The sequence below is a fragment of the Streptomyces sp. NPDC007971 genome (assembly GCF_042958635.1).
Classification (GTDB): Bacteria; Actinomycetota; Actinomycetes; order Streptomycetales; family Streptomycetaceae; genus Streptomyces.
In genome coordinates this window covers 57,963-69,766 of the sequence record NZ_JBIBJK010000030.1, presented here as the reverse complement: position 1 = coordinate 69,766, position 11,804 = coordinate 57,963, and the positions used below count along the sequence as shown (strand labels likewise).

Here is an 11,804-nt window from a genome sequence, read left to right as displayed (position 1 = left end):
AGTGGCCGTGTTTACGGGTGACCGGGGGCCTTCGGGGGTGAACGTCCTCCGTACGTCGTAGGACGTGCGGGGCGGACCCAACCTTGGGATGATCTGGCGAAGAAGCCTTTTCTGGCAGACTCTGTGCCTATGAGTGACTCTACCGTGACAGATCCGGAAGGTCGCGAGGAGGTGGCCGTTCCGCGGGCCGTCACGGGCGAGGACACAAGAGCGGGTTTCCGGCGTTTCACGGACCGGTTGCGGCGGCCGCGCAGGCCCCGGCTGTGGTTCGAGATCCTGCTGATCGCGGTGAGTTACTGGACCTACTCGCTGATCCGCAACGCCGTGCCGGAGCAGAAGGCCGAGGCGCTGCGCAACGCCGACTGGGTCTGGCGGGCCGAGCACCATGTCGGCATCGCGGTCGAGCAGTCGGTCAACCATGCCCTGAACTCGGCGAATTGGCTGATCGTCGGCATGAACTACTACTACGCGACCCTGCACTTCGTCATCACGCTGGGTGTGCTCGTGTGGCTGTACCGCTGGCATCCCGGCCGCTATGCGGCGACCCGTATGGTGCTGTTCGCGACCACGGGCGTGGCCCTGGTCGGTTACTACCTGTTCCCGCTCGCGCCGCCCCGGCTGATGAGCGGCGGGAACTTCGTGGACACGGTCATGGTGCACCACACCTGGGGATCGATGGCCTCGGGCGATCTGAAGCACATGTCCAACCAGTACGCGGCGATGCCGTCAATGCACATCGGCTGGTCGCTGTGGTGCGGGCTGACGATCTACGCGCTGGCATCGGTGCCGTGGGCGCGGGTACTGGGGCTGCTCTACCCGGCGACGACCCTTCTGGTGATCGTTGCCACGGCCAACCACTTCTGGCTGGACGCGGTCGGCGGCGTCCTGTGCCTGGCCTTCGGCTTCGCGGTGGCCCGGCTCTGGTACCGCCGCCTGCCGTACGGCCTGCCTCGGGCGCCGGCCTCGGCCCTGGCCGCCGCGGCGGCTCAGGTCCCGGCCGCGTAGAACAGCTCCTCCACGACCGTGCGGGCCCTGCGTGTCGTACGGCGGTAGGCGTCCAGCATGTCCCCGGCGTGCCCGGCGCCGAAGCCCAGGTAGCGGCCGACGGCGGCCAGCTCGCGGGACTCGGTGGGGAAGGTGTCCCCGGCCCGGCCGCGCACCAGCATGACCGCGTTGCGCACCCGGGTGGCCAGCACCCAGGCCTCGTCCAGCACCTGCGTGTCCTCGGCGGACAGCAGCCCGGCCGTGTGCGCGGCGGCCAGGGCCGCGCGGGTGCGGGTGGTGCGCAGGCCGGGCTCGCGCCAGCCGTGGCGCAGCTGGAGCAGCTGGACGGTCCACTCGACGTCGGACAGACCACCGGGACCGAGCTTGGTGTGCAGCTTGGGGTCGGCGCCGCGCGGCAGACGCTCGGACTCCATCCGGGCCTTGAGCCGCCGGATCTCCCGCACCGCCTCGTCGCCGAGGCCGTGCTCCGGGTAGCGCAGCGGGTCGATCAGCCCGGTGAAGCGGCGGGCCAGGTCCTCGTCCCCGGCGACCGGCTCGGCCCGCAGCAGCGCCTGCGACTCCCAGACCAGGGACCAGCGGCGGTAGTAGGCCTCGTAGGACTTCAGGCTGCGCACCAGCGGTCCCGACTTGCCCTCGGGGCGCAGGTCGGCGTCGATGAGCAGCGGCGGGTCGGCGCTGGGCAGCTGCAGCAGGCGGCGCATCTCGGAGACGACCTTGTTCGCGGCCGACGCCGCCTCCTGGTCGTCCACGCCGTCCCGGGGCTCGTGCACGAACAGCACGTCGGCGTCGGAGCCGTAGCCCAGTTCGTGGCCGCCGAAGCGGCCCATCCCGATGATCGTGAAACGGGTGGGCAGGGTGTCGCCCCAGCCCTCCCGTACGACGGCACGCAAAGTGCCCGCCAGGGTCGCGGCCGTCAGGTCGGACACCGCGGCCCCGACCCGGTCCACCAGGGCGCCCTGGTCCTGCTCGGCGTTGGTGTTCTCGGTGCCGTAGGACGCGACGATGTCCGCGGCGGCCGTGCGGAACAGCTCGCGGCGGCGCACGCCACGGGCCGCGGTGACGCCCTGCTCGGCGTTCTCGGCGCGGCCCACGGCGGCCAGGATCTCCTGCTCCAGCGGGGCACGGTCGCGCAGCCGCAGACCTCCTCCGCCGCCGTCGCCGTCACCCAGGAGGGCCACCGCCTCGGGGGCGCGCATGAGCAGGTCCGGGGCGAGACGGCCCGCCGACAGGACCCGGGCCAGGTTCTCGGCCGCCGCGCCCTCGTCCCTCAGGAGCCGGAGATACCAGGGGGTCTTGCCGAGCGCGTCGGAGACCTTGCGGAAGTTGAGCAGGCCCGTGTCCGGGTCGGCGGAGTCCGCGAACCAGCCGAGCAGGACGGGCAGGAGCGTGCGCTGGATGGCCGCCTTGCGGGTGACGCCGGAGGCCAGGGCCTCCAGGTGGCGCAGGGCCGCGGCCGGGTCGGCGTAGCCGAGGGCGACCAGGCGTTCCCGGGCCGCCACGGCGCTCAGCCGCGCCTCGCCGGGGGCCAGCTGGGCGACCGCGTCGAGCAGCGGCCGGTAGAAGAGCTTCTCGTGCAGGCGGCGTACGACGCCGGTGTGCCGCTTCCACTCGCGCAGCAGCTCGGTCACCGGGTCGGTGCGCAGGCCCAGGGAGCGGCCCAGGCGCCGGAGGTCGGCCTCCGCCTCCGGGACGAGGTGGGTGCGGCGCAGCCGGTAGAGCTGGATGCGGTGCTCCATCGAGCGCAGGAAGCGGTAGGCCTCGTCGAGGCGGGCCGCGTCCTCACGGCCCACGTAGCCGCCGGCGGCGAGCTCCTGGAGGGCGTCGAGGGTGGTGCCGCTGCGCAGGGCGGGGTCGGTGCGGCCGTGCACCAGCTGCAGGAGCTGGACCGCGAACTCCACGTCCCTCAGGCCGCCCGGGCCCAGTTTGAGTTCCCGTTCGACCTCGGCCACGGGGATGTTCTCCACGACCCTGCGGCGCATCTTCTGCACGTCGGCGACGAAGTTCTCGCGCTCGGCCGCCTTCCAGACGAGGGGTTCGAGCGCGTCGACGTAGGCCCGGCCCAGCGCGGCGTCGCCGGCGACCGGGCGGGCCTTGAGCAGGGCCTGGAACTCCCAGGTCTTGGCCCAGCGCTGGTAGTAGGCGGCATGGCTGCTCAGGGTGCGGACCAGGGGGCCGTTGCGGCCCTCGGGGCGCAGGTTGGCGTCGACCGGCCAGATCGAGCCCTCGACCGTCGTCTCCGAGCAGATCCGCATCATGTGCGAGGCGAGCCTGGTGGCGGACCTGAGGGCCTTGGCCTCGTCGGCGCCCTCGGCCGCCTCCGCCACGAAGATCACGTCCACGTCGGAGACGTAGTTCAGCTCGTGGCCGCCGCACTTGCCCATCGCGATCACCGCGAGACGGCAGGCGGCGGCGTCCTCGGGGGCGGCGGCCCCGGCGAGGGCCAGGGCGGCGCGCAGGGTGGCGGTGGCGAGGTCGGCCAGTTCGGCGGCGGTCTCGGCGACGTCCGTGGTGCCGCACACGTCGCGTGCCGCTATCGACAGCAGACAGCGGCGGTAGGCCACCCGGAGGGAGATGGGGTCGGTGGCCGCGGCCAGGCCCCCCTCGAACTCCTCCACGCCGGGGTGCAGGTCCCGGGGCTCGTAGGTGACCAGGGCCTGCCAGTCGCTCGGGTGGCGGGCCAGGTGGTCGGCGAGGGCGGCGGAGGCGCCGAGGACACCGAGGAGGCGGTCGCGCAGGGGCTTGGCGGCCGTCAGGGTGTCCAGCAGTTCGCGGTGGGCGGTCGGGCCGGGCTGGGCCTCCAGCAGGCGGACCAGGCCGTGCAGGGCCAGGTCGGGGTCGGCGGTGGCGCCCAGGGCCTCCAGGAGGACCGGGTCGTCGCGGACCGGGGCCAGCTCGGGGCCGTCCAGGAGGCGCTCGGCCGCGGACGGGGCGGTGAAGCCGTGCCGCAGCAGGCGCGTGAACGTACTGCTTCTGCGCCCCGGCGTCATCCGCGGCCTCCCCTGCGGTCTCGGTCGTCCTGGCCAGAGCCTAGCCGGAGCGGACGTGCGCGGCCCCGGTGCGGTGGCACGCGCGGCGCCGCGCGTGTGCGGGCGCGTGTGCGGGGCACGCGGGCCGGCGGGTCCCCTTCCCCCCGTACGCGTCCGCGGCCACGTGTGCCGTCGCGTCGGCAGCCGGGGGGAATCCCTCTGCGGCGGCGGGCGGGCCATGGAATCGTGCTGTCCTGTGGCTGGTGAACCGACCCAGTGGCAGGAGCAGTTCATCCGGTCTTCATCCGCCCGGTTGAGCTACGTGGGGCACGGGAATATTGGCGTGTGCATGCTCTGTCCGCACCGCCAACCCCGTCCTTCCCCCCCCACCCGGAGGTTGATGTGTCCGGCAGTTCCGTGTACAGCCGTGCCCGTACCCTCGTGGCCTCGGCAACCGCCCTCGCCGCGGCCGCGGTCGGGCTGTGGACCGGACTCGGCGGCGAGTCCGCGCACGCGGCGGGCGCCGTGCCGAGCCCGGACCACGTGGTCGTCGTGGTCTTCGAGAACCACGCCTACAGCCAGGTCATCGGTTCCTCCAGCGCCCCGTACATCAACTCGCTCAAGTCCGGCGGCGCGAGCCTCGCCCAGTCCTACGCCGAGACCCACCCGAGCCAGCCCAACTACTTCGCCCTGTTCTCCGGCTCCACCCAGGGGATCACGGACGACAGCTGCTACACCCCGGGGTTCTCGTCCGCGCCCAACCTCGCCTCGGAGATGATCGCCGCCGGGCGCAGCTGGGCCAGCTACAACGAGACCCTGCCCAGCCAGGGCTCGACCACGTGCAGCAGCGGCAAGTACGCGCGCAAGCACAACCCGTGGTTCGGGTTCAGCAATGTGCCCACGTCCAGCGCGAACACGTTCACGCAGTTCCCCGCGGACTACTCGACACTGCCGCAGCTGTCGTTCGTCACTCCGAACCTGTGCAGCGACATGCACGACTGCTCGGTGTCGAGTGGTGACACCTGGCTGAAGAACAACCTCGGTGCCTACGCCACCTGGGCCAAGACCCACAACAGCCTGCTCGTCGTCACCTTCGACGAGGACAACCGGCTCAGCGGCAACCGCATCCCGACGGTCCTGTACGGCCAGCCGGTCACGGCCGGGTCGTCCAGCTCCACCACCTACGACCACTACGACCTGCTGCGTACCCTGGAGGACAGCCAGGGTCTGACCACGCACGCGGGCAACGCGGCGTCCGCCTCGGACATCAGCGGCATCTGGGCGTCCTGACGTGTACGTAGCGGACAGCCGCGCGAGCAAGGCGCCGGTGTCCGCGGAAGGCGCCGCCCGGCCTGCTGTGGCCGGGCGGCGCCGTGCCGCGGTCGCCCCCACCGTGCTCGCCCTCGGCACGGTCAGCCTGGTCACCGACGTGTCCTCGGAGATGGTGACGGCGGTGCTGCCGCTGTACCTGGTGACGGGGCTCGGTCTGTCGCCGCTGGGGTTCGGGCTGCTCGACGGGATCTACAACGGCTTCTCGGCCCTCGTACGACTGGCCGGCGGGCATCTCGCCGACCGGGGCGGCGGGCGGCACAAGTGGGTGGCCGGATTCGGCTACGGGGTGTCGGCCCTGTGCAAGCCGCTGCTGCTGGTTGCGCATTCGCTCACCCCGATCGGGCTGATCCTGGCGGCGGACCGCACCGGCAAGGGGCTGCGCACGGCCCCCAGGGACGCGCTGATCTCGCTGTCCAGCACGCCCGGGGCCCGGGGGCGCTCCTTCGGGGTGCACCGGGCGATGGACACGGCGGGCGCCCTGCTCGGACCACTGGTGGCCTTCCTGATCCTGCGGGCCACCGTGGACGGCTACGACGCGGTGTTCACGGTCAGCTTCTGCGTGGCGGTGCTCGGTGTGCTGGTGCTGGTCCTCTTCGTGCCGGGAGGCGGAAAGGTCCGGGCCGGCCGACAGGTTCCGGGGAGCCGACAGGCTCAGGAGGCCCGACAGGCTCAGCAGGGCCGACAGGTTCAAGGGGGCCGACAGGTTGCCGAAGACCGACAGGTGCCAGGGAGCCGACAGGTTGCCGAAGACCGACAGGTGCCAGGGAACCGGCAGGCTGCCGAAGACCGACAGGTTCCAGGGAACCGGCAGGCTGCCGAAGACCGACAGGTCTCCGGAGAGTCGCAGCGCAGTGGCGAGGACGACGGTGTGCGGCCGACCCTGCGTGCCGCCGTGGGGCTGCTGCGCCGCCGCGACCTGCGGCGCATCACCGTCTGCGCCCTGCTGCTCGGGCTGGCCACGGTCAGCGACTCCTTCGTCTATCTGCTGCTGCAGCGCCGCCTGGGCGTGCCCGACCGCTGGTTCGCGCTGCTGCCGCTCGGTACTGCGGCCGCCTTCCTGCTGCTGGCGGTGCCGCTCGGCCGGCTGGCGGACCGGGCGGGCCGGTGGGCGGTCTTCCTGGCCGGTCACGGCGCCCTGCTGCTCGCCTACGCGCTCCTGCTCACCTCCTGGCACGGCACGGCCCTGCCGTACCTCGTGCTGGCCCTGCACGGCGGCTTCTACGCGGCCACCGACGGAGTGCTGATGGCGGCGGCCTCGGAGGGCGTGCCGGAGGCGCTGCGCTCGTCCGGCCTGGCCGTCGTGCAGACCGGGCAGGCGCTGGCCCGCTTCGCCTGCTCGCTGCTGTTCGGCGCGGCCTGGACCGTGTGGGGCGACCGGGCGGCGCTGGCGGGAGCGGCGGCGGCGCTGGTGGCCTGTGCGGTCTTCTCCGTCGTCGTCCGCCCGAAAGGTGCCGTCCCCGCATGACCGTACGTACCCGCATCCTCATCCTGCTCTCGGCCGTCGCCCTGCTGGTGGCGGTCGGGGTGGCGGCCGTGCTGCACGCGGCGGCGCGGGCGGAGCGCCGCGATCACGTGCAGGCGGGCGGTCCGGCGGTCACGTCCGGCACCGTGCTGCTGACCGAGCACGGGCGCATGGTGTTCCGCAACATGGCGTGGGGCCCGCACCGCGACGAGCTGACCACGGTCCCCCGGTCCGATCCGGCCGGCCCGCGCACCGCCTCGGGCGTCAAGTGCCTGCGCTTCTACGCCGCCTCGGGCACCGGGGTGTGCCTGCAGGCCGTGCACGGCCCGGTCTCGGACACCTACCGCGCCCTGATCCTCGATGCCCGCCTGCACACCCGCGACCGGTACGACGTCCCGGGCATCCCCTCCCGCGCCCGGGTCTCCCCCACCGGGCACTTCGCCGCCTGGACGGCGTTCGTGGGCGGCGACTCGTACGCCGGGACGAACTTCTCCACGCGCACGGCGATCGCCGACACCCGCACGGGTGCGCTGATCCCGTCCCTGGAGGCCTTCCGTATCGTCAGGGACGGCCACCCGTACCGGGCGGCGGACGCCAACTTCTGGGGCGTGACGTTCGCCGCGGACGACCGCACGTTCTACGCGACGCTGGCGACCGGGGGGAAGACCTACCTGGTCCGGGGCGACCTGCGCACGCGCACCGTCACCACCGTGCACACGAACGTCGAGTGCCCGTCCCTGTCCCCCGACGGCACCCGCATCGCCTACAAGAAGCGGGTGCCGGGGCTGCCCAAGGACGCCCCCTGGCACCTGTACGTCCTCGATCTGCACACGATGCGCGAGACGCCGGTCGCCGAGTCCCGGAGCGTCGACGATCAGGTGGTGTGGCGCGACGACCGCACGCTCGTCTACGCCCTGCCGGGCGACTACGGTGCCGACCTGTACGCGGTTCCGGCAGGCGGGCCGGGCACGCCGCACCGTCTCCTGCCGTCCGCGGTGTCCGCCGCCTTCCTCGACTGACGCACGAGCCGACGGCTCACGCACGAGCCGGCGACTCACGCACGAGCCGGCGACTCACGCACGAGCCGGCAGCTCACGCACGAGCCATCGGCTCACGCACGGGCCGACGACCGGCGTACGCGCCGACGCCGGCGCCGGTTCAGGGCAGCGGCCCCGGGAGCCGGCTCCCTGCGGGTCCGGGGAGCCGCGGAGTATCGGCCCCATGTCGGACGTAGCCGCGTGACCTGGGCCGATCCGATGTCGTTGACCCGGCTATGAAGAAGACCAGCGCACTCGCCGCGCTCACCCTGACCGGTCTCGCGCTCGCCACCCCGGCCCACGCCGACAGCGGCGGCGACCCGGTCGGCCACATCAACGTCGCCGGCCGGCACGTCACCGGCGCCTACCTCTGCAGGGAGGCACTCGCGATCGTCCCCATGGCCGCGCCGTGGACCGGCGACTCGGTGGACGACGCGTGCAACAACCGCCCCCACGTCCACCACGCACGCGACTAGGGCAGGGCGGCGGATCCACCGGCCTTCGCTCCGCCGTCCGTGGTGAGGCCGCAGCCGCCGGGCCCTCTCGGCCGGCCGCAGGCGTTGCGTGGTGGAAGCGGCTCGTCCGGCAGACGTCCAGCGGCAATACGTGAGGGACACGCGCCTGTTGGCCTCCTGTGCCTGTCCACAGCCGCACGTACTCGTCGTCTCGGGCAGTCGGACAACCGCTGATGCGGACCCTCCGGGCCGAATCTAGACTGACGAAGTCGTAGAAAAGCCTGAATTAGGGAGATATGCCCCATGGCTAAGCGAGGGAACAAGCGACGCGCCCGTAAGAAGAAGAAGGCCAATCACGGCAAGCGCCCCAACGCCTGAGCCAACCCGGGTGTGCGGCTGAGCGGTTCCCCGCCTCCGCCGCCCGGGACGGGGGAGGGATCCGGCCGGACGACGCTCACCGGCCGTCACGGACCGTCCGGAGTTCCCGTTCGGTCATTTCTGTTCATGTCGCGCGGTTCTCGTTGCGACCTGATGGTGTGACGCACCGCGAAGCCAGGCGCTGCCCTCGTGGGAGTCCCGGAGGCGTGGCGGCCCCAAACGGTCACGTCTGGTGTGGGCCGGAGCCCTCCTGTTGTGTGTGAGCGTTGCGCTGCTCACGGTGGTCGTTTTCGCCACGCGGCCCGACCAGGGGTCGAACGGTTCGACAGCGCCTTCCACCCCGTCGACCAGCGCAAGAACCACTTCGCCCGGCGCAGGAACCACGTCGCCCAGCGCCACCGAGGGAGCCGGTACTCCAGGAGCAGGCACTCCGCCCAGCGACTTCGGCGGTGGAGCCACTCCGCCCAGCGCCGGCGGTGATGAAAGCCCTGCCCCGGAGGTACCCGTCCCGGCCGCGACGGTGACGGTCACCCAAACGGTCGAACCGGGACGTGCCAGCGATACGCCTGCCCCGAGGACAGGGGACGTCTCCGCAGTCATGGCCTCCGTCGCAGCGCTGATCAGCGCCGTGGTGGGGGTTGCGACCTTCGCCGCGGGAATGATGAAGGACCGCCGACCGCCCGGCGAGGGCAGCGGCAGCGGGCACTGATCCACGGGCGCGCGTTCGGCAGATCCCTCACCCCGCGCCCCCACCGACTCCCGTCCCGCAAGCCACGACGGACCCGACCCGCAGCCGGGCACGGCGCCACCGCTCCCCCTGCGTCCCAGAGCCTGCCGGCCCTCGCCGCAGGCTCCGCCCTGACCCGCGCCTACAGCACCGGCAGGTTCTTCCGCAGTTCGAACGCCGTGACCTCCGAGCGGTACTCGTGCCACTCGGCCCGCTTGTTGCGCAGGAAGTGACGCCGGCCCGGTGTGACGTCACGCCTCCAACGTCGGCGCAGCGTTGGTCTGCGAACGAAGGGGCATCGTTGGTCGTCATTGGTTGCTGTGGGCCGCCCTCGGACGGCCCACAGACGGCCCGACTGGGCCAGCCTCAAAGCTGCTGGCATCACGCTCCGGCTGCCTTCCGCTCGCTTCTGCGCAACCCAGCCCGCAAGACGATAGATCGCCCTCCGAGCATGTACCTCAGATCTGGAGGTGCCTGATCATTGAGCGCTGCTCTCCCTCGCAACCCGGTTGAGGCAAAGTACCCCCGGGCAGGATTCGAACCTGCGGACACGACTCCGGAGGCCCATTGGGTCTCAGCCCAAGCGGCTGGTCCAGGCCGTGCGCGTGCCTGGGAAGGTGGAGCCCGTCCACAGACAGCCCACGGCGACGCGTTGCCCTCTAGACTAGGTTCTCAGCTCCGGGTGGGTTGGCGACCTTGACGGTTGAACGTCAGCGGCTGACCACAGCGAATAGCCGTGCTGCAGTCACTCACCAAAAAGCCTGATGCTATCGTCGCGCTATCCTGTCCCGAATATAGTCCCGCATGATGGACATTTTTGAGTGGGGTTTAATCTCGTCCAGCCTGGTGTTTCCCGCAACAAGCGTGAAGGTGATCGATAGCAGGCTGCGATCCACATTCAAGATGTGACTGTAAGGAAGGAAATAGGCTGGAAGTCCCGTCCGCCACGGAATGTACACGAGCCTCCGCTGAGTTAGCGCACAGAGGCCCCGATATGTACCCCTGTATCGGATGACTTCCATCGTAGTGTCATGATCATGAGAGAAAGTCCCGAGCGCTAGATGGGCAATGTCCTCATCCGGTTCGACAGCGTCAGTCAACGCGTCGAGTTGCCTCCTGCGGGCACTCGGTTGAATGAACGGGTCGTGGCGGTACCGGAGATCGTTGAAGTCGCCAAACAGTGCTCGGTATAGGCGATCAATTTCGGCGAATCTAGCTTTTCGACCTCGCTCTATGCGTTTTGCGGGATCTTCTCCGAATACCCCGATCGTCGGGAAGTCGATTGCGCTAGTCAGCTTCCGAATGTCCTCGCCAAACGTGCCGGGAGAGAGGCTCAAACAGTTCTTGGCAAGAATCCGCCCTAGGCTCGAGGGTAGTTTTTCTGGACTTGGCAGTGATGCGCCATCAATGAGAAGTGGGATTACTCTAATCCCTTGGTCCAGGGCTGATTCTATCTCCAGGCGTACCCAGTCATTCGCTTCCTGGATTCTCGTCTTTCCGTCAGCCGTGGAGCCCACCCAGGCAGGGCCGATAAGAGCAACCAGAACGTCACACGATGATATCGCCTGAGCGATAACCCGAGGGAAATCTTCACCCGGCTGTAAATATGCCACGTCCATGAAGATTTTTGAGGCACCATAGTGTTGGGCAAGTCGGTCCTGCAGCCATCCCGCATAGGGCGCCGTATCCTCACGCCGGTAGCTGATGAAGATTTTCTTTTCCTCGCGTGGCATCCGTCTCGTCCTCTGCTTCGAACTAGGCCGCGAAGCTAAGTTAGCCATTACACAGTCAACTTGCACTCCTTGCGGCTTATTCACTAGGGGCATTGTTTGCTTCCGGCGCGCCCCACTGTGCTTCAATGCGCCCCTCGCGGCATCAGTGGTTCGACCCACGGCGGTTTCTGCGGCTGCAGTACTAACCGACGACTGCGCCTGATTCGTCGCCCGGTTCTGCGCTGCTGGCTGGCCGAGCAGCGCCTGAGCTACGTGCTGGCGATCGCCTACAAGCATCGATGCGGGCCGCGCGGGCAAAACGCCCGCACCGTCTCGGCGCTCCTGCCGGAGCATGCCTGGGAGATCCGCTCCGCCGGGGAAGGCGCCCACGGCCTGCGCGAATACGCCTGGGCCCTGGTCCCGCTGCCCGGCGTCAGCAACGACGGTTTCGACGACGCCCTGCTGATCCGCCGCAGTCTCGCCGACGGCGAGCGTGGCAGCTCGCTGCGGCATCGCCGCATCCACCGCCCTCGGATCCTGCTCCGCCACCACCTGCCCATCCTGGCCGCCTGCGACCGGGTTACCGGAGAGCATGCTGATGGCCCGCCGTTTTGAAGCTCTGACCTGCGAGTGAGGCGTGGGGGCCACTTGATCTCGACTGGCCACACGCTCCTCACACGTGCGCGGGGACGAGGTGGGAGGTCATCCGCAGTCGCTGCGGCGCGACGGA

The 11,804-nt window shown here is 70.4% G+C and carries 9 protein-coding genes and 1 pseudogene; 7 read left to right on the top strand and 3 right to left on the bottom strand.

From position 1 onward, the window contains the following. The first annotated feature begins 129 nt into the window (after nt 1–129). The gene (locus tag ACFZCP_RS41325) at nt 130–1,005 is read left to right on the top strand and encodes a phosphatase PAP2 family protein (protein ID WP_391441258.1); all 876 of its coding nucleotides are present in this window, start codon (nt 130–132) and stop codon (nt 1,003–1,005) included. Here ACFZCP_RS41325 and ACFZCP_RS41320 read toward each other — a convergent pair. Then, nucleotides 987–3,992, bottom strand: a complete 3,006-nt coding sequence (locus tag ACFZCP_RS41320) for a bifunctional [glutamine synthetase] adenylyltransferase/[glutamine synthetase]-adenylyl-L-tyrosine phosphorylase (protein WP_391441256.1) — start codon at nt 3,990–3,992, stop codon at nt 987–989. The two genes, ACFZCP_RS41325 and ACFZCP_RS41320, sit on opposite strands and share 19 nt — an antisense overlap. Before the next feature lie 381 nt (nt 3,993–4,373). Between ACFZCP_RS41320 and ACFZCP_RS41315 the strand changes: the two genes are divergently transcribed. The 5 genes from ACFZCP_RS41315 (at nt 4,374) to ACFZCP_RS41295 (ending at nt 8,635) form a co-directional block, all read left to right on the top strand. Then, a complete protein-coding gene (locus tag ACFZCP_RS41315; protein WP_391441253.1) occupies nt 4,374–5,261 on the top strand; it encodes an alkaline phosphatase family protein in 888 nt (295 codons plus the stop codon). Nucleotide 5,262: 1 nt separating this feature from the next. After that, nucleotides 5,263–6,768, top strand: a complete 1,506-nt coding sequence (locus ACFZCP_RS41310) for an MFS transporter (RefSeq protein ID WP_391441250.1) — start codon at nt 5,263–5,265, stop codon at nt 6,766–6,768. Further along, a complete protein-coding gene (locus ACFZCP_RS41305; RefSeq protein WP_391441247.1) occupies nt 6,765–7,784 on the top strand; it encodes a TolB family protein in 1,020 nt (339 codons plus the stop codon). The genes ACFZCP_RS41310 and ACFZCP_RS41305 overlap by 4 nt, the downstream gene beginning before the upstream one ends. Before the next feature lie 254 nt (nt 7,785–8,038). Then, nucleotides 8,039–8,278: a hypothetical protein gene (locus ACFZCP_RS41300; protein ID WP_362680552.1), complete on the top strand. Its 240-nt coding sequence runs from the start codon at nt 8,039–8,041 to the stop codon at nt 8,276–8,278. A 282-nt stretch (nt 8,279–8,560) separates the two neighbouring features. Further along, complete coding sequence (locus tag ACFZCP_RS41295) at nt 8,561–8,635, top strand: 50S ribosomal protein bL37 (RefSeq protein WP_100661309.1); 75 nt, start codon at nt 8,561–8,563, stop codon at nt 8,633–8,635. 869 nt (nt 8,636–9,504) lie between these two features. On the opposite strand, the pseudogene ACFZCP_RS41290 reads toward ACFZCP_RS41295, so the two are convergent. Both ACFZCP_RS41290 and ACFZCP_RS41285 read right to left on the bottom strand, forming a co-directional pair. After that, nucleotides 9,505–9,591: pseudogene (locus ACFZCP_RS41290) on the bottom strand (glutamine synthetase); the annotation flags it as partial. A 538-nt stretch (nt 9,592–10,129) separates the two neighbouring features. After that, nucleotides 10,130–11,095: a TIR domain-containing protein gene (locus ACFZCP_RS41285; protein WP_391441244.1), complete on the bottom strand. Its 966-nt coding sequence runs from the start codon at nt 11,093–11,095 to the stop codon at nt 10,130–10,132. 252 nt (nt 11,096–11,347) lie between these two features. Between ACFZCP_RS41285 and ACFZCP_RS41280 the strand changes: the two genes are divergently transcribed. After that, on the top strand, nt 11,348–11,689 hold the full coding sequence (locus tag ACFZCP_RS41280; protein WP_391441240.1) for a hypothetical protein: 342 nt from the start codon (nt 11,348–11,350) through the stop codon (nt 11,687–11,689). The last annotated feature ends 115 nt before the right edge of the window (nt 11,690–11,804 follow it).